General features: G+C 66.2%; 22 protein-coding genes. 9 read left to right on the forward strand and 13 right to left on the reverse strand.

The features are described 5' to 3' along the window. Positions 1–226 precede the first annotated feature (226 nt). The 3 genes from KUV51_RS21280 to KUV51_RS21290 are packed head-to-tail and all read right to left on the reverse strand — an operon-like array spanning position 227 to position 3,280. Positions 227–1,132: a sulfotransferase gene (locus tag KUV51_RS21280; protein WP_222523474.1), complete on the reverse strand. Its 906-nt coding sequence runs from the start codon at positions 1,130–1,132 to the stop codon at positions 227–229. Between the two features lie 38 nt (positions 1,133–1,170). Beyond that, complete coding sequence (locus KUV51_RS21285) at positions 1,171–1,830, reverse strand: ABC transporter ATP-binding protein (RefSeq protein ID WP_222523475.1); 660 nt, start codon at positions 1,828–1,830, stop codon at positions 1,171–1,173. A gap of 10 nt (positions 1,831–1,840) precedes the next feature. After that, complete coding sequence (locus KUV51_RS21290) at positions 1,841–3,280, reverse strand: capsule biosynthesis protein (protein ID WP_315898859.1); 1,440 nt, start codon at positions 3,278–3,280, stop codon at positions 1,841–1,843. A 140-nt stretch (positions 3,281–3,420) separates the two neighbouring features. Between KUV51_RS21290 and KUV51_RS21295 the strand changes: the two genes are divergently transcribed. After that, positions 3,421–4,323 (forward strand): glycosyltransferase, encoded by a 903-nt coding sequence (locus KUV51_RS21295; protein ID WP_222523476.1) that lies wholly within the window; start codon positions 3,421–3,423, stop codon positions 4,321–4,323. Here KUV51_RS21295 and KUV51_RS21300 read toward each other — a convergent pair. The 3 genes from KUV51_RS21300 to KUV51_RS21310 are packed head-to-tail and all read right to left on the reverse strand — an operon-like array spanning position 4,320 to position 8,283. Further along, positions 4,320–5,075 (reverse strand): sulfotransferase family 2 domain-containing protein, encoded by a 756-nt coding sequence (locus KUV51_RS21300; RefSeq protein ID WP_222523477.1) that lies wholly within the window; start codon positions 5,073–5,075, stop codon positions 4,320–4,322. The two genes, KUV51_RS21295 and KUV51_RS21300, sit on opposite strands and share 4 nt — an antisense overlap. Before the next feature lie 5 nt (positions 5,076–5,080). Then, the gene (locus KUV51_RS22315) at positions 5,081–5,812 is read right to left on the reverse strand and encodes a CatB-related O-acetyltransferase (RefSeq protein ID WP_222523478.1); all 732 of its coding nucleotides are present in this window, start codon (positions 5,810–5,812) and stop codon (positions 5,081–5,083) included. Beyond that, positions 5,809–8,283 (reverse strand): glycosyltransferase, encoded by a 2,475-nt coding sequence (locus KUV51_RS21310; RefSeq protein WP_261385992.1) that lies wholly within the window; start codon positions 8,281–8,283, stop codon positions 5,809–5,811. Before KUV51_RS21310 ends, KUV51_RS22315 begins: the two co-directional genes overlap by 4 nt. Positions 8,284–8,496: 213 nt before the next feature. Between KUV51_RS21310 and KUV51_RS21315 the strand changes: the two genes are divergently transcribed. Continuing rightward, positions 8,497–9,246: an acyltransferase gene (locus KUV51_RS21315; protein WP_222523480.1), complete on the forward strand. Its 750-nt coding sequence runs from the start codon at positions 8,497–8,499 to the stop codon at positions 9,244–9,246. Here KUV51_RS21315 and KUV51_RS21320 read toward each other — a convergent pair. The 6 genes from KUV51_RS21320 to KUV51_RS21345 all read right to left on the reverse strand — a co-directional run bounded on the left by KUV51_RS21320 (position 9,221) and on the right by KUV51_RS21345 (position 17,788). Then, entirely contained in the window at positions 9,221–12,256 is a 3,036-nt protein-coding gene (locus KUV51_RS21320; RefSeq protein WP_222523481.1) for an FG-GAP-like repeat-containing protein, read from the reverse strand. The genes KUV51_RS21315 and KUV51_RS21320 overlap by 26 nt on opposite strands. A gap of 152 nt (positions 12,257–12,408) precedes the next feature. After that, positions 12,409–13,641 (reverse strand): tail fiber domain-containing protein, encoded by a 1,233-nt coding sequence (locus KUV51_RS21325; RefSeq protein ID WP_222523482.1) that lies wholly within the window; start codon positions 13,639–13,641, stop codon positions 12,409–12,411. A 50-nt stretch (positions 13,642–13,691) separates the two neighbouring features. After that, on the reverse strand, positions 13,692–14,129 hold the full coding sequence (locus tag KUV51_RS21330; RefSeq protein ID WP_222523483.1) for a hypothetical protein: 438 nt from the start codon (positions 14,127–14,129) through the stop codon (positions 13,692–13,694). A gap of 122 nt (positions 14,130–14,251) precedes the next feature. After that, positions 14,252–15,412 carry a tetratricopeptide repeat protein gene (locus KUV51_RS21335; RefSeq protein ID WP_222523484.1) on the reverse strand — a complete coding sequence of 387 codons (1,161 nt, stop codon included), beginning with the start codon at positions 15,410–15,412 and terminating at the stop codon, positions 14,252–14,254. Next, entirely contained in the window at positions 15,409–16,959 is a 1,551-nt protein-coding gene (locus KUV51_RS21340) for a tetratricopeptide repeat protein (RefSeq protein WP_222523485.1), read from the reverse strand. Before KUV51_RS21340 ends, KUV51_RS21335 begins: the two co-directional genes overlap by 4 nt. Positions 16,960–17,044: 85 nt before the next feature. Beyond that, positions 17,045–17,788: a prepilin peptidase gene (locus tag KUV51_RS21345; RefSeq protein ID WP_222523486.1), complete on the reverse strand. Its 744-nt coding sequence runs from the start codon at positions 17,786–17,788 to the stop codon at positions 17,045–17,047. Positions 17,789–17,869: 81 nt separating this feature from the next. On the opposite strand from KUV51_RS21345, the gene gspG reads away from it, so the two are divergent. From gspG to gspM, 7 genes are read left to right on the forward strand one after another with little or no spacing between them, the layout of a single operon-like run. Next, positions 17,870–18,337, forward strand: a complete 468-nt coding sequence (gspG, locus tag KUV51_RS21350; protein WP_222523487.1) for a type II secretion system major pseudopilin GspG — start codon at positions 17,870–17,872, stop codon at positions 18,335–18,337. Then, the gene (locus KUV51_RS21355; RefSeq protein WP_222523488.1) at positions 18,322–18,798 is read left to right on the forward strand and encodes a GspH/FimT family pseudopilin; all 477 of its coding nucleotides are present in this window, start codon (positions 18,322–18,324) and stop codon (positions 18,796–18,798) included. Before gspG ends, KUV51_RS21355 begins: the two co-directional genes overlap by 16 nt. Then, positions 18,786–19,145, forward strand: coding sequence for a prepilin-type N-terminal cleavage/methylation domain-containing protein (locus KUV51_RS21360; RefSeq protein ID WP_222523489.1), 360 nt, complete (start codon positions 18,786–18,788; stop codon positions 19,143–19,145). The genes KUV51_RS21355 and KUV51_RS21360 overlap by 13 nt, the downstream gene beginning before the upstream one ends. Then, a complete protein-coding gene (locus tag KUV51_RS21365) occupies positions 19,135–19,797 on the forward strand; it encodes a type II secretion system protein J (protein WP_222523490.1) in 663 nt (220 codons plus the stop codon). The genes KUV51_RS21360 and KUV51_RS21365 overlap by 11 nt, the downstream gene beginning before the upstream one ends. Continuing rightward, complete coding sequence (gspK, locus tag KUV51_RS21370) at positions 19,794–20,726, forward strand: type II secretion system minor pseudopilin GspK (protein ID WP_222523491.1); 933 nt, start codon at positions 19,794–19,796, stop codon at positions 20,724–20,726. Before KUV51_RS21365 ends, gspK begins: the two co-directional genes overlap by 4 nt. 49 nt (positions 20,727–20,775) lie before the next feature. Further along, the gene (gene gspL, locus KUV51_RS21375; protein WP_222523492.1) at positions 20,776–21,966 is read left to right on the forward strand and encodes a type II secretion system protein GspL; all 1,191 of its coding nucleotides are present in this window, start codon (positions 20,776–20,778) and stop codon (positions 21,964–21,966) included. Continuing rightward, positions 21,963–22,460, forward strand: a complete 498-nt coding sequence (gene gspM / locus KUV51_RS21380) for a type II secretion system protein GspM (RefSeq protein WP_222523493.1) — start codon at positions 21,963–21,965, stop codon at positions 22,458–22,460. The genes gspL and gspM overlap by 4 nt, the downstream gene beginning before the upstream one ends. Positions 22,461–22,468: 8 nt before the next feature. On the opposite strand, the gene KUV51_RS21385 is transcribed toward gspM, so the two are convergent. Further along, positions 22,469–22,984: a hypothetical protein gene (locus KUV51_RS21385; protein WP_222523494.1), complete on the reverse strand. Its 516-nt coding sequence runs from the start codon at positions 22,982–22,984 to the stop codon at positions 22,469–22,471. Between the last annotated feature and the right edge of the window lie 172 nt (positions 22,985–23,156).

Consider the following 23,156-nt stretch of genomic DNA (forward strand, 5'->3'; position numbering starts at 1 on the left):
GCCAAAGTGCAAGGTGCGCCCAAAATACGAGCCATCTGGTGGCCGCAGGCAGGTATATGCATAAAAATCTTTCAAAATCAGAAGGTTGATGCAGATTTTCTGCATCTTTCGTGCTGCCAATCAGGCGACATCCATGTAGGCACGCCCCTTTTTTGGGCAGAAATCGGCCTTCTGCGGCACGTTGCGATGCTGCAGCGCGGCAATCCGCTCACGAGGGGGTTAAAAGTTATGCACGCTGGGCGCTGTGCCACGCTGTGGGCACCCGATCGCCGAAGCGCTTCCGTACGAATTTGTATTGCCTGGCAAAGGCGCGTTCAAAGCCGTGACGGATGTCATCGGGGATCGCGGCATCCCGCCCGGGATTGCTGCGCCTTGCGCCATCGGCTTGAATGGCGTCGATGTCCAGAAAGCCGCATATGTCGTCCAGGGTCTCGGGTGCGAACAAGTCTTCGTAGAAGACGTATTTGATGCGGTCGCGGGGGATGACTTTTTCCAGCGCTCTGATCGTGCGCTCATAATCCGCACGTTCAATCCGGGGCAGGCGCCCGGCCTCGATCAGCATCTTTGCCCGCGCCGCACAGGCCGCATCAAAGGCGTCGCCCTTGGGCACGTCGGGATGTTCCACCGCCTCCGCCATGCGGATCTGCGACCACATCCGATCCACCGGATCGCGCAGCAGGAACAGGAATTTCGCAGTGCCGATGCTGGCCATGTCGGCAAAATGCGGCGCATCCAGGATGGCATAGGCCGGGGTGATATCGCAGACCACCGGCTGGGCGCGATAGCCGCGCAGAAGGTAGCGCAGATAAGGGTCGTGATCGCCTGGCTCTCCGGTATAGATCGTCAGAAGATCCGTGACCTCGCGCAATTGCTTGAGCACCTTGGCGTTGCCCGGCCCCGTTTTCGCGGTCAGCTTGTTTGCAAGGGCGGCGGCCATCTTGACCCGGTTGGCAATGGCCAGGTCGGCGCGGCCCGCCATCACGTCAAAGTAATGCAATTCCTTGTTGCGGCAGAAATGCACCTGCGGGCTGGCGCGCAACGCTTCATAAAGCCAGGTCGTCCCGGCCTTCTGCGCGCCGATGCAAAAGACCATCGTGGCTGTGTCGGGAAAGCGGGCAGCGCGTTTGGGCATGGCGGTTTTGGTCCGGAAGAAAGAGGGGTGCAGTCGCATCATTGCACACGCATGTTGTAGGCGTGGTGTTTGATGGCGTCTTCGATGTCGTCGTAATAGTGCAGCACGCCGTCCTCCAGAACGGCCCCGGCCTGGCACATCTCGCGCAGCATCCCGATCGAGTGGCTGACGAAGACCGAGCCCGACCGCTCCATCCGGTCGAGAAACACCGCCCGGCTCTTGCGTTTGAAGGTGGCGTCGCCCACGGCAGTGATCTCGTCGATCAGGTAGGTGTCAAAGCTCAAACCCATGGATACGCCAAAGGCCAGTCGCGACCGCATACCCGAGGAATAGGACCGGATCGGCAGGTGGAAATGCGTTCCCAGCTCGGCAAAGTCCTGCACGTAGTCGCTCAGGGATTGCGTATTCACCCCGTAGATACGGGCAACGAAGCGGGTGTTCTGCGCACCCGTCATGTCGGGGTGAAACGACCCGGAAAACCCCACCGGAAACGAGATGTTGCCATCGCTCAGGATCTCGCCCGACGTGACGTCGGAGGTGCCCGCGATCATCTTGAGCAGGGTCGATTTGCCCGCGCCGTTGCGGCCCAGCAGTCCCACGGACACATTGGTGGGAAAGACCGCGTTCACGCGGTCCATCACCACCTTGCGGCGGCCATGCAGGCGGTAGACCTTGGTCAGGTTGCGCAGCACGATCATCGGCAGATCCTCAGCGGCGGTCCCGCAGCGAATAGCCGATCAGCACCACGATGGACCAGATCAGGAAGCTGAACAGGGTCACCAGTCCCAGCGTGCCCATCCGGTCCGGGCGCACGGCCGTTTCGGCCAGGGTCGGTTGCACATGTGCCGCGATATAACGGCTCTGGCGGCGCGATTCCGCAACGGCCGCGTCAAAAGCGGCCAAGGCGGCAGTATAGGATTGCTCGGCAAATTCCCGGTCCACCGACAGGCGCTCGAACTCGCCCACCAGGTTGACAAAGGCCGTGTGGTTGTCGCCGTTCTCGTCGGCGCCCAGCCCCAGCTTGTTGCGCTCTTCCCGGATGCGCTCTTCGATCACATTGCGGCGACGCTCTGCCTGCTGCAGGCGCGGATCGCTGTCATTGGTGGTGGTCTGGCGCAGGATGTCGGCATCGATCAGGGCCTGGGCCAGTTGCTGTTCCAGGGACGACAGCAGGCCCGTCTGGATCTGAAGGGTCGAATCCGGTGACACGATCTGGTTCACGTTGCGGAACCGGGTCACTGCCTCGCGCGCGGTCTTGAGCCGCTCCACCGCGGTTTCCAGTTCCTCGCGGGCATAGCGGGTGGCGTCCTCGCGTGCGATGGCCGACAGCCGGTTGATCATGAGCGAACTCTCGTCATAGATCATCTGCGCGATGGCCTGGGCGTCCTCGGGGGTAAAGGCCTGCACCTCGAGATCGATCAGCCCGGTGCCGCTGTCATTGTAGACCTTGACCATGCGCCGCCAGTAATCTGTCAGATCCTCGATCGATCCGGGGGCATGGTAGGTGAAGATCGGGTCGACGTCCGGGTCGCCCTTGGCCCACAGCATGCGCAGATCCAGTGCGGCGTCGACGGTGCGCACCAACTCCTGGCTCTGGATGAACTTGTACAGGATGTCGGTGTCGGATGAGGATGAGCCCGACAATTCGGCCACCCCGCCCAGAAGTTCGATCGCCGATCCGATTTCCTCGGTGCGCACCGAAAAGCCGGCCTCCGACACATAGCGGTCGGCGGCGCGTTCCCACAGGTACCAGGCCGACAGTGCAATGGTGCCCACCACGAAGATCAGGAAGCTGACGACCACGGCCACGTGACGGCCCCGCACCTGTTCTGGCTCTGCCGGGGGGGCGACGGCGGGCTTGGCAGCGTCTGCCTCCTGCGGGTCGATCGGGTCGTCCTCGTCCAGTTTTTCCACGTCTTTGACCAGTGTGGCCAACTTGGCAGCGCGCGCGGCTTCGACCTCGGCGATGGCCTCCTGGCGTTCGCGGATCTTCTGCGCCTTGCGTTCCTCCATGCTGACGGGGGCGGCCGCGTCCTTTGCGGCAGGCGTGTCGGTCTCGGGTGCAGTCGGCTTCACGGTCTCTTTGGATGCCGAGACCGCGGGGTCCGCTGCGGTCTCGGCATCGGGCTGGGTATCTGTCTTGGCCACGAAGGACCGGGGCCGGGATCGGGGGGAGGAAGGGCCGGAGCGGGTCACGGGGGGCGAACCTTATGTGATAAATTGATAAACTCGGCTCAGTTCTACATAACGGTTGCGCAAACTGCCAGTATCCAGATTGGACCTCGCGCGTGCCCACGCTCAATATCCTGTTGTGTACGCGGAATGGTGCCGCCTATCTGGGCAGGCAGCTTCAGTCTTTCGTGAACCAGACCCATGTCGATTGGCGGTTGTGGGCCAGCGATGACGGGTCGACGGACGATACCCGCGCCCTGCTGGCGGATTTTGCCGCCGCGCATCCTGACCGGGTGGCCCCGCCTGTGGCCGGACCGGGGCAGGGGGCGGCGGCGCATTTCCTTTGGCAGCTGGCCCGGCCCGAGATGGCGGGACAGTGGGTCGCCTTTGCCGATCAGGACGATGTGTGGTTGCCGCACAAGCTGGCGCGCGCGGCAGAATGGTTGCGCCCCGCGCCGCCCGATGCGCTTTATGCCAGCCGTTCGATGCATACGGACGCCGCGGGCACCGTGCTGGGCCCGTCACCGCGCCATCCCCGTCCCCTGGGTTTCGGCAATGCGCTGGTACAGAACGTGTTGGGGGGCAATACGCTGGTGCTGACGCCCGGGGCCACGGACCGGTTGCGCGCCACGCTCGACGCGGCCCGGCGCGCGGATGTCCCCTTTCATGACTGGTGGGTCTACCTGGTGGCCACGGGCACGGGGATGCCGATCCTGCATGATGACGAACCGGGCCTGCTTTACCGCCAGCACGGGGGCAATCTGCTGGGCGCCGGCGGGCGGCGGCGGCTGGCGCGGGCGGCAATGCTGTGGGATGGCACCTATGCAGGATGGATCGACCGCAATCTGGCCGCCCTGGCGCAGGTCGAGCGGCTCACACCCGAAGCCGCGGTGCTGTGTGACGCAGTGCGGCGCTGGCGTGCAGAGGGGCAGGGCAGCCCGCAGGCCCTGGGCCTTTACCGGCAAAGCCGCGGGGGCGATATGGCGTTGCGCGGCCTGGCGGCTCTCGGCCGGCTTTAAGCCACGGAAAGGTGGCGCATCAGCTTGGCGTCAAGGGCCGCCATCCGCTCCAGCCGCCGCAAGCTGTCATCCCGTTCGAGCCGTGCCGCCAGTGCGGGCCATCGCTGTGCACCCATGTCCTTCGGCCCCTCGTTCACCCGGGTATTGACCAGATGCACCGGGGCGCCCAGCACGCTGTGCAGATCCGCCTCGAGCGCCGCAAGCCCATCCATGCCATAGAAGGCATCGACCGCCTCCGCTCCGGCCCGGGCCCGGGCCATCAGTTCGGATTTCGTCAACTTCGAGATCCTGGACCAGCCCCGCATCTTCCGGGTGGCGAAATATGTGCAATAGAAGTTGTCGTAGTGATCGCGGATGAACGTGCGCCAGCGGGCGTCACCGCCGAAGAAGTAGTCATCCGCCGAGCGCTCGAGGATGGTGCGCATACCGGTGTGTTCGGGGCGCTGCAGGGCCTCTGCATCCGTCCCTTCCGCCTTCTTCAGCAGGTAGAAATAGAAGGAGGCGATGCGTTCACGCGGATCGCGCAGCACCGAAAAGGTGAAGCGGTCCTCGGGCAGTGTTTCGAGTGTCGTCCAGTCCAGATGCCCCGAATAGAGCCTGTATCCCGGTGGGAACTGGTCTTCGGGCCCGGCCTGCGTGTGCACGCGCACGGGGCTGGTCCGGTCCTCGCCGATCACGCGGGTTAGCTCGGTGTGCACAGTCTGCCCTGCGGTCTTCGGGATGTGCAGGAAAACGATTGTCCGCGCCGACATGGGCGTCACATCCCCTCGCGCAGATCGATCTTGTCAAAGGCGAATTCCTCGACACCCTGCTTGACCATCTCGTTGACCCCATGCACGAACTTGGTCGTGTTCGACGGGTCCAGATGAGCCATTTGCCACGGCGCGTAGCGCCACCAGCGGCAGCGCAGCAGGGGCGAGATCAGCTTGGCAGGCACGCGCATCTTCTTGATGACGGCCGGATTGCCCGCCACGACGGCATAAGGGGGCACGTCACGTGTCACAACCGCATGGGCCGCCACGATGGCACCGTCGCCGATGGTCACACCCGCGCCGATATAGGCCCCGTGGCCGATCCATACATCATTGCCGATCGTGGTGATCTTGGCCCTGGTGGCCGGGCCCTCATATTTGAACTTGTAGTCGTGATACTCGGCCCCGCCGGCAAATCCCTTGTCGAGATTGAACAGCGCGTCCCCGATATAGAAGGCCGGGCTGGTCGACACCCAGGTGGTGGGATGGTTCTGGCGCCCGATCTGGATGTTCTCGCCCATCGAGCAATAGCGCCCGATGCGCGCGGCAAAGCAGTAGCCCGACACCTGGTAGGAAAAGGCGCCCAGTTCGATGGAATGCTCGTATTGCGTCCATTTGAGGCTGCCGGGGGCTTCAAGCACGGTATGGTGGGGCAGGGTGACGGACGTCCCTCCCCGGTTCAGGACCTCGATGCCGCGCGACTTGAGCGCGCGCAGAGAAACGGAATGTGGTTTCATGTGGTTGGCATGTCCGATCTGTCAAAATGCGTTCTGAAATGCTGCGACAGACCCTCTACCAGATTTTGATCCGGTGCAAAGGGCACCACGTGACCGTTCGGCGCTTTTCCGACTGCGCCGCCTTGTGCGCCGATTTCGAAGGCATGAACGGGTAGGCCCGTCGCCAGCGCTTCATGGGTGGTATAGGAAAAGGTTTCCGGCCAGATCGACGGGATCAGCCAATCCGTGATCCCGTAGCGGTCGACAAGTGTGGCCAGATCCGCCAGTGCGTAATCTCCGTGCACGGTCACCAGATCGGAGGGCGGCATATGGGCCGGATCGACATTGCCCAGCACCACCAGCCCGGTGTCGTGCCGGTGCAGCGCGCGGGCCAGATCCTCGAGCAGGGCCGCCCCTTTCTGATAGCCGATATTGCCCAGCACGGCCACGACATGCCGTGTGTCTGCACCCGCTGCCGCCCGGTCCGACAGGTCCGGCACCTCTGCCAGAAGGCGGTGCGGGATTACCGCGATGCGATCTTCCGCCTGCGGATAGGCGGTGCGCACATGGTCGGCGCTGTCATTGGAAAAGACCACGAGCCGCTCCGCCACATCCACCACTGCACCCCAGCGGGCCTGCCATTCCCCGAGAGTGCAGATCTTGCCATCGGCCATGCGCTGGCTGTGCGCCGGATCGGCCGCAGCGCCTCCGGGCACCGGGGTGCCATGATACAGCCCATCCTGTCCCAGCAGGGTGTAGGACGGCGAGATCGGAAAGAAGTCGTGAAACAGGATCTCGACCGGGTGGCGTCCCCTTGCACTCAGCGCCAGGAGGGCAGCGGGCAGGGAGGCAGGGTCGGGATCGCCCACGCCGCAGGAATAGATCACGCGGCGGCGGGTCAGCGGCGCCAGCAGGTCCAGCACCGTGTCGAGATCGGGCATCGTCGCGGCGCTCACCCCCCGGGGTGTGACCAGCTCCACCTGCCAGCGCTCCGGCCCGCCCACGCGCAGCACCACGGCAGGCAGATCCCGGGCCAGGTGGTCCTGCGCGATCCGGTCCTGCAGGTAATGTTCTGCACCCCCACCCATGGCATGGGCGATGTAAACGGGCACCTCTGCCCCGTCAGGGATCCGGGCGGCAGCCCAGGCCATCCCCAGCGCCAGCCGGGCCGAGCGCATCGGATCGCCTGCGATGAACATCTGCACTTCGTTGTCATAGGCCGGGTAGCGCTGCGAGACGATCGCGTTGTTGGCGGCCACGAGGGCCTGCTTTTCCGCGCTGCCGAAGCTCTGTCCGCCCCGGTGTTCGACAAAGAGGTTCGGGATGCCAAGATGCCGCCCCCCAAGGGCGCGTACGCGCTGGCACCAGTCGACCTCTTCCCCGTAGCCGCGCCCGAATATGGTATCGAGATCGGGGCATTGCTTCAGGTAGTGCAGGTTCATGCCCATGCAGAAGCCTACGCCGGTCGGGGCCTCGGCCTGGTTCACCTGTCCGTTCAGGCGGGCGGCGGCGGCGTCTATGCTGTCCACGGCGCCGGACGGCAGGTCGGTGCGGGCGCAGATCACCGGCACGGTGAAAATCTCGGCATCATTGGACAGCGGCGTGGTGGTGGCCACGCTGCGATCGGTCAGGATGGGGCGCATCAGGCGGCTGGCCCATCCCGCGGGCACGAAGGCATCCGAGTTCAGCAGGATCACCGGATCGCCCCATGTCAGGGCCTGCTCGAAGCCACGGTTCACGCTGCGGATAAAGCCCTTGTTGCCCTCGTTTTCCAGCAGGGTCACACGGTCCTGCCGCTCGGGGTTGGCGGCGACCCAGTCGCGCAGGAACGGGCGCACGCGGTCGTCGGTCGATCCGTCCTCGATCAGGATCATCCGCCAGGGCAGGTCGGTATGGGCCTCGACCCGCGACAGCGCCTCGTCCAGCAACTCGAACGCGTTGTAGATCGGCATGACGATGGTGACCCTGTCTTGCAGGGCTGCTGTCGTCGGGGGCGGCGTGAAAATACGTTTGTCCAGAGCCTGCGCCACGGCATAGCTGTGCAGGTTCAGCCCCTGCTTGATACGGGCCCGGTAATGCGGTGCCCGTGTCAGCATCCAGCCCAGACCTGCCGGACTGAGCCGTGCGAGGGCCTTGGCAAACCGGGCCAGAACCCGCAGTCGGGCCCGACGGAGCCCGATGAGATGCAGCGGTGTCGTCACCGGATCGCCACTGCCGGGCACATCATGGATCTCGACGCCGATGCGGCGCAGTTGCCTTGGGTGAATCTGTCCCAGCGGCACGGTCAGGTCAAAGCCCACATCCGGGGCAATGCCGCGGTCCTGGGCCACGTCCTCGCGTCGCAGACCGATGGGAAAGGGGGTGGGCTGCCCGTCGATATGCAACACACCGGATTGCCCCTCGGCCCAGCCGGCCAGGCGCAGATGTCCATTTTCCACCCGCAGCACGTCGATCGCGCCGATAAAGCGGTCCTGCGATCCGGGCAATTGCATGGGACGTCCCGCAACCTGCAGATGTTGGGCGGAATACCGGGCAAGAAGGGCAGCAAGCTGTCGGCGCAAGGCGGAGTATCTTCTTCCTGGTTCCGGTCGTCGGGTGTGGCGGGACATTCAGCACATCATGTTCAGGCTGGCAAGGGCAGGTCATTGATTGACCCCGTCGGGGGTTGCCGTATCCTTGCCTTTGCACTGAAATCAGGATGCAACATGAGACCACGCACCAAAGCGCTTCCCCCCCATCTGCAGGCCGTGATCAGCGACACCGGTACGGGCAACCTGGTCGAGATCCACCCGTCGGTCGAGGTCACCGGAAAGGCGGCGATCCGCCTGTCGGGCAACGGTCATCACCTGGTGATCGGTCCGGGTACGAAGCTTGCAGGCTGCCTGATCGAGCTGCGCAACCAGGACAGCAGCGTCCAGATCGGCGCAGGCTGCGTGATCGGGGGTCAACTGCGCTGCCGGGCGCCAGACACCCATATCGCCATCGGCGACAAGACCACGATCATGGCCGCGGTCATCACCCTGCACGAGGCGGGGCGGATCACGCTTGGCGCCGATTGCATGCTGTCAGGCAACATCACCATGGATGTGAGCGACATGCATTCGATCCTCGATGCGGCCACAGGCACGCGGATCAACCCGCCTCAGGACATCCACATCGCGGATCATGTCTGGATCGCCCAGGGTGTGCAGGTGATGAAAGGGGCCACCATCGGTGCCGATTGCGTGATCGGCGCGCGGGCGCTGGTGACGGGGGATATTCCACCGGGCAGCCTCGCCATCGGCGCCCCCGCCCGCGTACAGCGCAGCGGTGTCACCTGGGACCGGGCGCGCCTGCCCTGGGACGAGGGGGCTTCCGATCCCGCGCCGGCCACGCCCGCGCGCTCCGAGCCGTCCCAGGACCCGAGGCCCTCGCCGCTTGCACGCATGTTCAGGGCGCGGCCCGGTTCCGGATGACGGTATGCAGCAGGCCGGGGGCAAAGGGACCGTCGAGATCGGTCCGCGTGCCATCGGCCCAATGCACGCTCAGGGCGACAGCCTGACGTCCCTCGGGCAGGCCGAAATGCGCGCGCGGCGCGTCAAAGGACATGAACCCGCCGCCCAGTTGCAATTCGCGCTGCTGCACCATGCCCGCATCATCCGTCAGCGTGATCCGTGCGCCGATCCCGTCCCGGTTGCCGATGCCATCCTGCAGGGCGACCACGATACCGCGCGCCTGGCTCCCGTTTACAAAGACCGTCACCGGCCCGTTGACCGGATGGGTCACGATGTCGAGATCGCCGTCATTGTCGATGTCGAAGGTCGTGGCGGCCGCCGTCATCAGGTAATCTTCCAATCCGAACGGGCCGGAGGCTTCGGCAAATCTGCCCGTGCCCTGATTGTGAAAAAACAGGTTTGACGGCGACACCTCGTTCGGCACCCAGGTGCCGTTGACGATATAGACGTCCTGATAGCCATCGAGGTCGGCATCAAAGATCTTGGTGTCCCAGCTCCAGCCGCCCACATCCAGCCCTTGTGCGGCGGCACGGTCGGCATAGACGTCGCCGTCCCAGCTCAGAAGCACGTTCGAGCGCAGAATCTGCGGATGGGTCAGCGCAATCTCGTCTTCGGTGGGCGTCCGGATCGGTTTGAAATGCAGCTCGCAATAGGCGCGCGGCACCGGCTGATCGACCGGGATCAGGGCACAGAGCGACGCATCGCGCTTCTGGATCGCAAGGTCCTTGACCAGCATCGCGCGGCACTCCGCCCCGTTGCGCCCCGTCAGCTTCTGACATTCGCTTGCATATGTCGGATCGAAATTGTTGCCCGAGCGGTACCAGGCCTTGATCGCCATGTTGGTCTCGCAGGTGGCCTTGGCGTCCGGGTTCACGATGGCATCGCAATAGCGGTCCAGCGACTGCATCTTGAGCGTCTCGGACACGCCCGAGGACCGGCCCGCGATCTGTGCGAGGTAGATGTCGGTCTGGCCCGCATTGTGCAGATCGGCGGTCTTGATCGACATGGTGGTCGTGGTGGTGTGCGGGATCAGGCCGCTGTCATGCACGATCATGTCGAAACCGCCCGCCCCGTCGCCGCGATAGACATAGTCGGGAATGTCGAAATCATTGCCCACCAGCAGATCAGCGGTGCCATCCGCGTCGATGTCCGAAAACAGGATCGACAATGTCTCACCGGGCAGGCCGGGCAGGGGTGTGTGGCGGGGGAAGCTGCCGCCCTCGTTCCACAGGATGGCGTTGCGCGATTCCTCGCCCGGGATGCGCCGGTACCAGCCTGCGGCCCAGTTGCCTGCGGCCACATCCAGATCCCCGTCCCGGTCCGGATCGCCCAGCGACAGGGCAATGGCCAGGGGGGCCTCGGGCCCTGCCACCGGCACCGGTGCTTCGGGGCCGAACCGGCCTTCGACATTGCGCCACGTGTAGTTGCCGGTCAGATAGGTGGCGATGAACAGGTCCTTCCAGCCGTCATTGTCCAGATCGGCCAGCACCGCGTTGAACACGTGCAGGTCCGCCAGCGGGCCCAGGTCCATCGGCACACGGGCAAACTGCCCCGCCCCGTCATTTTCGTAGAGATAGAGGCCCACTTCGGTCGAGGCGATCACCAGATCCAGATCCCCATCCCGGTCGATATCGCCCGAGGACAGGCTGCGCCCCTCCCAGAAGGGGGGCCACATGTCGCGCATGGTGAACTCGACGGGCTTGTCGATGCCGATCGTGTCGGCCTCGATCCGGGTAAAAGGGGTGGCGGTCGCGGGCGACGACGGGGCCAGCGGGGTCTGGGTGACCACGACATCGGGTTCAGAGGCCTGTGCCGCGCCCCAGGGCTGTGGAGCCTCCGCCTCGCCCAAGAGCATCTCGAGCGCGCGTTCCGTCTGCCACTGGTGATAGCTGTGCGCACCGATCCCGGCCCCGACGCCCAGCACCACGACCGTGACCGACATCAGCCAAGCCGCCCGCGCGCCCAGCGATTGCGCCACGATAAAGAAGGAATAGACCGAAAAGATGCCCAGCGTGAACAGCAGCGTCATGATGTAGCCATGGGCGATGCCCGCGCCCAAAAGCGCCCCCGTCACCACCACGTCAAAGGCGATGGGCACCGGCAGAAACAGCCCCACCACGGCGATCAGCAGCAAAAGACCAAGGGAAAAGCCCAGGCCCACGATCATGTCCTGCGGCAACAGCGTCGCCGTCACCGCCCCCAGAAAACCGGCGAGCAGCATCAGGGGCACGGTCATCCTGATGATGTACCACAGGTTCGCCACATAGCTGCGCACCACGCCCACGACGGCAGCCACCAGCCCTTCGGAGCCCGCGCGCTGCGTGGCGACCGGGTCTGGCAGGGGGCAGGTGATGTCCTCGGGCGGCAACTCGGTCTGCGGCAACAGCCGGCAGATCAGGGGCACGGCCACCAGGATCACCACAAGGCTCAGCGCGATCTTGGTCACGGCCATGTAAAAGGGGACAAGGCTGAAGAGCATCGTCAGCACCACGATGTTCAGCGTGGGCGAGGCGACCATCGCGCTCAGCGTCGTCTCGGCCCGCATGCCCGAGGCATACATGCCCCGCGCAATGGGGGCGGCACAGTTCACGCAGACCCCCAATGGCGTGCCGATCACCAGCCCCAGCACGGAATTGGAAAACCCGCCCCGGAAACTGCGCTGCCGCACGAACGGCATCAGCGTCAGAAAGGCGGCGGCAAAGAGCACGCCAAAACTCATGCCCTTCTTGTTGGTGTCGATCCAGTTCAGCGTGGTCCAGAAAATGCGCTCGGCCAGGCCCATGCTCTCGGAGAGCAGGAACCGCGCTTCAAAGCTCAGCGGGTCCTCAAGCTGGATGGCCCCCGACATCATCGCCTTTTCATCCAGCGACGGATAGCGCGAGCCGGTCCAGAACAAGGCGGCCAGGGTGACGAGGATCAGCGCCGCCAGGACAAAGCGTTTTTCATAGGGAGGTTGAATGAAACGGTCCATGTGCGCGTGTCCGTTTTGGGGTGGGCTTCAAGCGTTGCCGGATCGGGGTCTTGTGGCAAGGGGGTGATCACCCAAGAATATGCCTCGGACCCCGGACATGAAAACGGGCGCGACAAGGCGCGCCCGGTTCCAATGATCTTCGTGCGGCGGGATCAGTTCTGATCCAGTTCCGCCTCCAGCGCATCGAGACGGGCCTTGAGCGTGGCGTTCTCCGCGCTCAGTGCCTGGATCGCGGCCAGGGCAACACCGCCGGTGTCGATGGACGAGATGCCGGTGTCGGACGCACCTGTGCCAAAGGCGGCATAGAAGTCCTGGGCCATCGGGCCGATATGGCGCGTGCCGTCTTCGGCGTCGTGGATATAGGTCCACTCGCTCACCGGCATGTCGCGCACCTTGGCCAGGATCTCGGTCGGGTTGACCGGCTCGATTGCCATCTTGCGGTTCTTGTCCGACGATTGCGTCAGCGTGCCCTGGATGATCAGGTCACCGGTGTCCTTCAGCTCGAACTTGCGGTCATCGGTGTTGTCGCTGGGCACCAGCAGGAACGAGTTGCCCGCGTTGATCAGCCACTGCGCGTCGGTCCGTGTGGTGTTGTTCAGGAACACCTGCGTGGCGCCCGTGTTCTCGATGGTCAGCTGCTGCTTGCGCCCGCTGTTGCTGGTGTCCGCGATCTTGAGGTTCGCGTTTGCAGAACCGCTGATCAGGACGGACGTGTCGCCGCCATCGCCCTCGATATCCAGTGTCGCATCCGGCGTGTTGTCATTGATGCCAACCTGACCCGAGCGCAGGTTCAGAAGATCACCACCTGCATTCGGGAACACCCGGAACGGCAGCTGGCTGCTGTTGGTCACATCGCGCAGGAAGAAGTTGGTTTCGTTGCCCGCAAGGTCCCAGGTCTGCAAGCCAAAGCCCGAAGACCCGTTCTGCTCCAGACGCAGGGTCGGGCTGTCGCCGTCAGTCACGTGCAGTTCGACCACCGCGTTGGAATTGCCGATGCCCACATCGCCGGAATCGTCGATCGACATCGCGTTGTTGCCGGCCCCGGCCGAGACGCGCAGGGGCGATGTGCCCGCCGTCGCATCGTCGATCGAGAAGAAGTTGGCGCCGCCATTGTCGGGCGAGTTGATCGTGATGCGCCAGTCATTGCTGGGGAACGAGGCCGAGGCCGAGGTGTCGTCGAAATGAAGCCGCAGGTTGTTTTCCTTCAGCCGCACCGTGTCGAAACCAAAGGATTCGCTGGTCGAACAGTCGATGCCGACGCACAGGCTGCCCTGAATTTTAACGTCACTGGTGAAATTCTGCGCGGCAGATGCGCCCACAAACAGGCACAAGGCAGTCGTGCCAAGGGCGGCACTGCGCCCAAATGATTTAAAGAATGTAGTCATTGTACTCTCCGTAGGGGCTGAACCGGCTGATACCGGTTTCTCGTTTTGTGTTACTCTTCCTTGATGTCTTCAGGCTGCACGATCACGCCGCGCGACACGACAAAGGCACCGCCGGTGGCAAAAGGCACGGCAGCAGTATCACGGGCCGCATCACCGCGCCCATTGTCGATCTGGTTGACGATCTTGCGCCGTTCGTCGGTCGCTGCAGTCAGTTCATAGCGGTACACACCGTCCACGATCTCGGTCCCGCGCAACTCATAGACGGGCGTGCCGGTGGCGGCGAAAATCTGGATCACCTCGCCCGTGGGGGTCGAGATGGTCATGGTTGCATTGCTCAGTCCCTGCCAGTTCTCGAACCAGACGGCGGAGGAATTGTTCTGCTGCACCGGCTGCGGCGCGTCGGCCCACAACACCGTGGCAGAGGTCACAATCATCAGCAACGCGGTGCCCGCGCGGCGGATCAGGGAATATGGTGCAGTCTGGAACATGTAGAGAACTATGCGGATCGAATCGAACTGACGGTAATACGGGGCGTTAAGGAACTGTTAACAAAACAATGCGCAGTTAACCTAACGTAAATCCACGCCTGCTGCAAAGATTTATGTTCAATCTATTCGCCTGACCGATCAGGACCGATCCGGGTCTGGGCCATCCTCTGCGCTTCGGCGATCTGGTCGGTGGTGGGCACGCTGCCATAGGCCACGCTCAGCCCGGCGGTGTTGACCCCGGCCCGCTGCGCCAGCAGAAGCCACATCTGGCCCAGCACGTAATCCTGCGGCTGCCCCTCGCCCCGGAAATACATCAGGCTCAGGTTCGCCATGGCAGGCCCGTGCCCCTGCGCCGCCGCATCGGCAAAAAGCGCCGCCGCCTGCCGCAGCATGTCGAAATCGCGTTCGGGATGGGTGACCAGCGCCCAGCCCATCTGGAACCGTGCCACCGGATCACCCGCCTCGGCCTGCTGCTGCAGGGCGGTGACCGCCGCCTCGGTCAGCTCCAGCGGTGCGAGACGCGGATCATAGACATAGCTGGCACCGACCCCGTCCTGCCCCGCACCCCCGCCCAGGCGGTAAAGCTCGTGGGCATAGGCCTCGTCCACCGGCACGCCGAACCCGTTTTCATAAAGCACGCCCAGATTGGTCATCGCCGGGCGCAGCCCCAGCGTCGCAGCCTGCGCAAAGTAACCCGCCGCGCGTTCGTAATCCTGTGCAACGCCCTCGCCCCGGACATAGAGCAGGCCCAGATTGTTCAGTGCCCGCGGATGATCCTGTGCGGATGCCGCCTCATACAGCGCCCGCGCCCGGTCAAGATCGACGGCGCGGCCCGTTCCCTCGTGAAAATGCACCGCCAGGCTGACGGCTGCATCCAGATGGCCCGCGTCAGCCGCACGCTCGTACAGGGCCGAGGCCCCGGCCGCATCCCCCGTCGCCTCGCGCACCAGCGCCAGATCATAGAGGTAATTCGGATCGCCCGAGGTCGCCGCATGTTCCAGCCAGCGCAGGGCGGCTTCCGCGTCGCGGTCCACACCCAGCCCCTCGAAATAAAGCTGTCCCAGCCGGTTCTGGGCCTCCGCCAGCCCCGCAGCGGCGGCCTGCTGCAACCACTCGGCGGCGCGCATGTGGTTCTGCAACACCCCGTCGCCCTCCAGATAGCGCTGCGCCAATGCCATCTGGGCGCCCGTGTCCCCGGACCGGGCCGCCGCCTCCAGATCGGTTTGCGCCGCGGCCCCCAGCGGAAGGATCAGCGCAAGGCAGAAAGCCAGCGCACGGATCATGGTTGCGTCCGGGCCGCAGCGGGGATCCGGTCCGATGCGGTGTCGAAGAAGGTGCGCACCTGGGCTTGCGCCGCGCTGACCTGATCAGGGGTCATCAGCTTGCCCAGCACATCGCGCTGCGCGCCCGCCTCGGCATGGCCGCGCGTGGCGGCGATGTTGAACCAGGCATGGGCCTGCACGTAATCCAGCGCCGTGCCGTTGCCCGTGGCATAGAGCGTGGCCAGACGGAATTGCGCGGGCACATCGCCCGTCTCGGCCGCCCGTGCAAGATAGGGCAGGGCGCGCGTCGCATCCCCGTCCGTATCAAGCAACAGTGCCCCCAGGGCCGCTTGTGCGGCGCGCAGGTCCTGATCGGCCTGTGTGCGCAGCCAGCCGCGCGCCGCATCCGCACCCTCGGCAGCAGCCATCACGACCCAGTCCACAGCCATGTGCGGCGGCACGATCCCGTCCAGCGCCCCCTCTGCCACAAGCGTCCCCAGCCGTACGGGGCCGTCCTGATACCCCTGTTCTCCAGCCAACCGGTAGTAACGCGCAGCGGTCTTGACGTCGGGCGCACCCATGCCGCGCCCGGTCTCTATATATTGACCCAGAAGGAAACTGGCCTGCCCGAGGCCCGCCTCGGACGCGCGGTCCAGCCAGGTCGCGGCGGCCGCGTCGTCGACAGGCACGGCACCTGCGCCCCCATAGGCCAAAGCCAGGTTCATCATGGCACCGGGATCGCCCGCTTCGGCGGCCGCATTCAGCCAGCGCAACGCTTCACCTGCGTCCTGCGCGGCCCCGTCACTGCCCAGCAGGTGCTTGGTGCCCAAGGTGCGCTGCGCGATGGGCATGCCGCCCTCGGCCGCCCGGCGATACCAGTTCAGGGCCGCCGGTTTATCCGGCGCGATGCCGTTGCCGGTGTCCAGCGCAAAGGCCAGGAAATACTGTGCCTCCACATGCCCGCCCTCGGCGGCGGCGGCCAGCCAGCGCACGGCCTCTGCCGTGGCTTCGGGGCTTTCCTCGCCGCGCGACAGACGCTTGCTCAGATCATATTGGGCGTCCGTGTGACCCTGCGTGGCAGCGGCCCGCAAAAGGGTCAGGGCGCGCTCGGCATCCTGCGGCACGCCTGCGCCACTGTCATGCAGAAGGGCCAGATAATACTGCGCCTCGGCCACGCCCTCCTCGGCCAGCGGGCCAAGATAACCTGCGGCCCGCGCCGGATCACGGTCCACGCCCGCGCCCTGACCCGTCAGAAACATCCGCGCCAACAGCGTCCCGGCAGCACTTGTGCCGCCTTCCAGCGCCTGTTCCAGCAGGGCGATACCGCCCTCGATATCACGCGGTCCGCCCTGACCCTGCACCAGAAGCACGCCCAGCCGGAACTGTGCCCATGCCTGACCGTCCTGCGCGGACAGAGGGGTCAGGGCAGTCCGCGCGGTGACATAGTCCTGCGCGGACAGGGCTGCCGCGATGTCATCGGGCAAGGCATCCGCAGGCTGGGCCGAGGTCATACCCGGTGCAGTCAGAACAAGACAAAGAGACAGAAGGGCAGGGCGCAGCAAGGTCATGGTAAGTCACCCTTCGGGCAGGCAATGAACGGTTGTCAAAATTTGGCTGCGCGGACCCTATCACGCGCGAGGCACGGCGCAAGCATCAGGCTGCGGCCCGCATCAGCCACAGGACGGCCCCCGCCGCGCACAAGGCCGCGCCAAAGGGCAAGGCCCGGGTGCCCGCCATCCCGCCGCGCGTCACCAGCGCAGCGGCCAGCGCCATCAGGGCAGCCACCAGCACAAGCTGGGGCAGGGCCGCGACGCCGGCAAACCCGCCAAGCCCCGCCATCAGCTTCACATCGCCCATGCCCAGCCCCTCGCGCCCTCGCAGCCGGGCATAGGCCCAGCGAAGGGCGGCGAAACTGCCCGCCCCGGCCACAGCGCCGACCAGCGCCGGGATCAGACCGATCCCCCCCGGCAAGGCCGCCAGACCCAGGGCCACAGCCCCCAGCGCAGCCGTCAGCGGATCGGGCAGACGAAACCACACCAGATCCGTTGCCGCCAGCGCCACCAGCAGCCACAGCCACAGCGCGTTGAGCAGGACCGCCACCGGCCCACCCCCCGCCAACACGGCCAGCACCGCAGCCCCAATGGCCAGGATCTCGATATACAGGGTCATGGGCGGGATGGACGCGCAGCAGCGGCGACACCGACCGCGCAGCAGGACAAAGGACAGAACCGGGACCAGATCGCGCAGACCCAGCCGCGCCCCGCAGCTCCGGCAGGCCGAGGGCGCACGCACCACGTCCTCGCCCCGCGGCAGCCGGTCCACCAGCACAGCCAGAAACGACCCCACCGCAGGGCTGATCAGCAGCACGAGCAGGGCCAGGGGATCAGGGACAAACATTTCGGCCTTTTGGTCCCTCCACAGGCGATGGACAAGCCCAACCGGCCATGCCTATCATCCGCGCAACAGGGGACAGAACCAATGACACCGCACGCACAGGCCAATCCAGCAGGGGCGCAACCGCCGCGCAAGGACGCCGGATTTTCCCTTTTGGAACTTATGGTTGTAGTCGTGATCCTGTCGATCCTGGCGCTGGTGATCGTACCGCGCGTCATCGACCGGCCCGATCAGGCCCGTGCGGCCCGCGCACAATCCGACATCGCCGCGATCTCAAGTGCCGTCGAACTCTACCGGCTCGACAATTTCCGCTATCCCACCACCGAACAGGGGCTCGCGGCCCTGGTCAACCGCCCCACAACAGAGCCCGCACCCGCCAACTACGCCGAAAACGGCTATATCGACCGGCTGCCGGTCGATCCATGGGGCCAGCCCTACCAATACCTGTCGCCGGGGGTGCATGGGCAATTCGACATCTTCACCTATGGGGCCGACGGTCAGACCGGCGGCTCGGGCGCAGATGCGGATATCGGATCATGGACGGGCAGCTAGGCCCGCAGGACCGCTCTGCCGCCACACGCGGGTTTTCCCTGATCGAGATGCTGGTGGTCGTGGCCATCCTCGCGGTGCTGGCCAGCGGGGCCAGCCTTGTCGCTGCGCGCGGCGGGGACGGACAGGCCGGTGCCGATGCACAGCGCCTGATCCGCAGCATCGAGGCGACCCGCACCCGCGCCATCGCCGGACGGCAGACCCTTGGCCTGGTGCTGGAACGGCGCGGCCTGCGCGTGGCCACCCGGCGCACCACGGGATGGGAGGTCAGCGACCAGCCCATCCGCTGGCGCCAGCGCGCCACCGTGCTGCGCGGGGCAGAGCAGGGGGGTACCGACCGGCCCGACATCGTGATCCTGCCGACAGGAACGGTCACCGAATTCACCGTCACCTTCTCGGGGGGTGGGTTGCGGCGCAGCACCTGCCGGGGGGACGCGGGGGGCCAGGTCACATGCGACGGTTAGGGCGACGGGATAAAGGCGAACGGGGCATCACCCTTCTGGAGCTGGCCGTGGCGATCCTCGTGCTGGCCCTCGGCAGCCTTGCTGCCCTGCGCGCCACGGACCAGGCGCGGCTGTCGATCGGTGGCGCACAGGACCGGATGCTGGCCCAGCTTGCCGTGCGCAACCGCGCGCAGGCCCTGCGCCTGCCGCCGGGCGCGGTGCCGCTGCCGGATCAGGTCACACTCGGTGGCCGCACCATCGTGCTCGAACAACGCTCAGCCCCTACCGCCGCGGGGCTCACGGCAATCACCATCGTGGGGCGCGTGCCGGGGGGCGGGGGCGTGCAGCAGGTGATCTATGTGGACTGACGGCACACACGATGATGGCCTCAGCCTGATCGAACTGGTGGTGGCGCTGGCGATCTTCGCGCTGGTGGCCGTGATGGGGATGCAAAGCCTGACCGGCACGCTGCGCGCCCGCGACCGGCTGACCGAAATCGACACTGAAACGGCCGAACTGAGCCAGGCGCTTGCCCTTCTGCGCAATGACCTCTTCGCCGCCGTGCCGATGCTGTTCTATCCACCGGGATCCGCCCCCGTCTCGGCCCTCGACCAGACGGGCACCGCCCTGCACCTGTCGGTCGCGGGCCAGCCGCGCGGCCCCGAGGCCCAGACCGACCGGCACCGGGTCGAATGGCAGCTCGATCCCGCCACCGGCACGCTGACACGCCGGGCCTGGCCCACGCTGATCCCGCGCGAGGCATCGCAGATCGGCCCCGAGATCGCAGTGCTGGAAGATGTCGAGGCGCTGACGCTGCGCACGCTCTGGCCCGAGATCGGCTGGGTGGACGGCGCCGTGCCTCCGCTGGGCACGATCACGATCATCCAGACACCCGAGGTCGACAGCGACGGGCCGGGGGCCGTGCCTGCCGCCTATGTCAGCACCCTGCCGCTCGCCGCTGAACTCACACTCGAACGGTCGGGACAGGGACCCTTGCGGCTCCTGCAGGCGCTGCAATGACCGGGTCACGTGGCTTTGTCCTGGTCAACGCGCTGGTGCTGGTGGCCGCCATGGCCGCCGCCGCCGCGCTGCTTCTGTCGCGGGCCGAAGGGGCGCGCATGCGGCTTGCAGCCGCGCAGGAGGCCGACGCGCTCACCGCCGCGCTCGATGCCTACCAGACACTGGGACAGGCCGTGCTGACCCGCGACCAGCGCAGCGGCAACACCGACACGCTGCAGGAGGCCTGGGCCGAGCCGGTCACCGATGCGGAGCTGGACCCGTTCGGGGTGCGCCTGTCCGGACAGATCATCGATGCGCAGGCACGCTACAACATCAACTGGCTGTCGGTGCCGGGGGATCCGGTGGCCCGGCCCGCCTTCGACCGATTGCTTGCCCGGCTGGGCACATCGCAGCAGACAGGCGATGTGCTGGCAGCGTTCGTCTCGGCCCGAGGACCGGAGAACCGCGGCGCCTATGCCGCGACCATCCCGCCCATGGCCCCCCTGGGCGGGCCGGTCCTGATGCTCGACCAGCTTGCGACCATCCCCGACCTGCGGCCCGAGGATCTGGCCCTGCTGCGGCCCCACCTGACAGCGCTGCCTGATGCGGCCCCGCTCAACGTCAACACCGCTCCCCTCGGCACCCTGACAGCGATGCTGCCCCAGGTCTCTGCGGGCCGCCTTGCCACCGCCCTCAGGGCGCGCGACCGCGACCCTTTTCCGTCGGTCGAAGCGTTCTTTGCCGCCATCGGCCTGCCCTTTGAAAGCGATGACCCCGAGGCCGCCGACCCGGGCCGCTTCGCCGTTGCATCCGACTGGTTCCTGGCCGAAGTCACGGCCCGGCTGGAGACAGAGACAGGCCCGCGCCAGGCCACGCGGCAGATGCTCTACCGCCGCCTCGGCACCGGCGCCGGGGTCGAGGTCGCCTGGCGGGTGTCGCGCTTTGACTAGGGCGGCGGCGCAAGGCACTGTGGCGCCGGAATGAACGGGGACGTGCGCGGTGACAGCATTCGGAGACAAGGCAACGCCCTGCGTGCACGCAGGCCAAGAGGGCACCGCAGGCGGCCCCCATGTCCTCTTGGTACCGGGGGCCGAGGTGCCCAGCCTCGCGCTCGACCTGCCGGGCAAGCTGCGCGGACAGGCGCGCGAGGACGTGGCGCGACGCCAGCTGCGCGACCGCTTCGGGATCGAGGATGCAGGAGAAGATACGGGCACCGAAATGCGCCCCCTGCGCGCCGGGAGCGGGACTGACCGCTTCACCCGCGTGCTGGTGGCCGACGGGGCGCGGCTGGATCACTGGCGCAGCGCAGCGATGGAGGGCTGCCGCGCCGTGCTGCCCGACTATCTTGCCCTGCCCACGGCTCCGGGGCTCTGGACGCTGGCCGCCACGCCCGACGGGGTCGCCGTGCGGCTGGGCGTCGATGACGGGTTCGGCGGTGCGGCCGAGGTGGCGCTGGCGCTTCTCGACGCCATGATCATTGAAGGGAACACGCCCCGCGCCATGCTCGATCTGGGTCCAGACCTGCCCAGTCTGCCCGGGCTGGCGGACCTCGCCGCCGCCCATGATATTCCGCTGGTGCAGGACGCCGACGCCCTAGCAAGGCTCGGCATCGACGCCCCGCGCGCACTGGCGCAGGACGAACTGGCCATGGACCTGCGCCGCGATCCGCGCCAGGCGCGCGATGCCGTGGCCCGGCGCTGGCTGCCCTGGCGCATGCCCCTGGCCCTGGGCCTCGTGGCGGCCGGGCTCTGGGCTGCCTCGCAGGTGGTGATCATGCAGCGGATCGAAGCGGAGACCGCCCAGATCCGCGCCAATTCCATCGCCCTGGTGCAAGAGCATTTCGTGCCCACAGGGCCGGTGCTCGACATGCGGGTGCAGGTCAGCCGCGCGCTCGACGCGCGGCGCAGCGCCGCCACCCCCGATGCACCCGACACCGATCCGCTGGCGCTCCTGAACCGCATGGCGGGCGTGATCGCCGCCGAAGGGGCGCGCACGCAGGAAGCGGGCTATACCCCGAACCAGGGCCTGACACTCGTGCTGGACATGAACAGCTTTTCGGATGTGGACCGGCTCGCCGCCGCCCTGCGGGATACGGGCGCCAGCGTCGATGTGCTTGAAACCCGCGCCGCCCGCGACGGGCCGGGCGTGCGCACCGACCTGCGCATCACGGCAGCGGAGAATGAGCGATGACCGACATGCTGATCGACGCGCTGGCCCGCCTGTCGGCCCGCGAACGGATGCTTCTGGCCGCCGCCCTCCTTCTGGCGCTGCCCGCCGGTCTGCTCTTTGGCGTGCTCCTGCCCCTGCACGACGCGCGCGGGGCCGCGCTCGAGGCGCGCAGCGACGCCATCGCCCTGAACATCTGGGTGCAGGACCGGGTGGCCGAGGCAGGCACCCTGGCCCCGGTGGCCGCCACGCCCGACCGCGCGCCCATCGGCACCAGCGCCATCGAAGAGATGCTGATCGATCAGGGCTTGCGGGACAGGGTCAGCCAACTCGGCGCCGATGGCGACGGGGTGGTGACGCTGCGGTTCGACGACGTGCGCTTTGGCCGCGTGGCGGCATGGCTGTCGGAGGCCCATCCCGACTGGGGCTATGACATCGCACGGTTGCGGTTCGAAGCGACGGATACGCCCGGCAATGCCGCACTCGCCCTGACGCTGATCCCACCCGAGGGACCCTGAAACAGGGTCTAATTCAGGGTTTTCAGCCGGGCAGCAATGCTGGCCTGACGGCCCACAAGGGCGCCCAGCGGGTCCATCTCGGGGTGCTCCGCCAGCACCTCGTCCAGTGCCGACTGCGCCGCGCGCAGCCGCGCGGTGGCCGCCGCTGTCTCGCCTGCGCGCAACAGGGCCAGACCCATCTCGTGATCGGCCGTGCCCCGCACCGCCAGTGCCGCGGCCCGCGCATCGCCCGTTCCGGACTGCGCCAGCGCCCCCGCAATGGCCGAGGCGCGATCAAAGGCACCGGCCCGCAATTCGCTGTGCCCATGCTCCAGCCGCACCCGCGTCTCGAAGGGCCCGGCATCCTCCACGAGCCGCAGATAGACGCGGTTTGCCCGCGCATAATCGCCCTTTTCCAGTGCCGTACGGGCCTGGGTGTATTGCGATTTGAAGCCACGAGGGCTGTCAGCGGTGTTCTCGGCACAACTGACGATAGAAAATACGGAAATTGCCGCGATTGCGGCCCTGATTGGACGTCCTGCCATTGCCTCAGCTCTGATTTTTTATTAATTTTCAGTTAATTTATCACAGCCTGCTTATTCCGTCCACAAGACCGGCCCATATGGGGCTCTCACCGTTGAAAATGCGCATCGTCTCCACAGTTCTGACCGCACTCATGCTGGGCGCCATCGTCCTGGCGGGGATGGAGCTGACCCA

It is taken from the genome of Tateyamaria omphalii (assembly GCF_019802125.1).
GTDB lineage: Bacteria > Pseudomonadota > Alphaproteobacteria > Rhodobacterales > Rhodobacteraceae > Tateyamaria > Tateyamaria omphalii_B.